Source organism: Shewanella sp. S1-49-MNA-CIBAN-0167 (assembly GCF_040310145.1).
In the GTDB taxonomy this organism is placed as follows: Bacteria; Pseudomonadota; Gammaproteobacteria; order Enterobacterales; family Shewanellaceae; genus Shewanella; species Shewanella psychromarinicola.
Genome location: NZ_JBEOPO010000341.1, coordinates 1 through 261, shown reverse-complemented (window position 1 = coordinate 261; position 261 = coordinate 1). Strand labels below are relative to the sequence as shown.

Below are 261 nucleotides of genomic sequence, written 5' to 3'. Positions count from 1 at the left end.
ATCATATTTTGCACTTGGTTGGTTGATGCAGCGGTGCGAGAAGCTAAGTTACGTACTTCATCTGCAACCACAGCAAAGCCTCGTCCAGCTTCTCCAGCGCGAGCGGCTTCAATGGCTGCGTTCAGTGCCAGTAAGTTGGTTTGCTCTGAAATGGCACGAATAACATCTAAAATACTGCCAATTGATTTAGTGTGTGTCGCTAGCGACTCAATCACTTCACCGACTTGTTCAACGTCTTTAGACAATTGATTGATAGTCGAA

General features: G+C 45.6%; 1 protein-coding gene. It reads right to left on the bottom strand.

Translation table 11 applies throughout. From position 1 onward, the window contains the following. Nucleotides 1-261, bottom strand: a 261-nt coding sequence (locus AAEZ00_RS21555; protein WP_351089991.1) for a methyl-accepting chemotaxis protein, incomplete at both ends; no start/stop codon positions are given.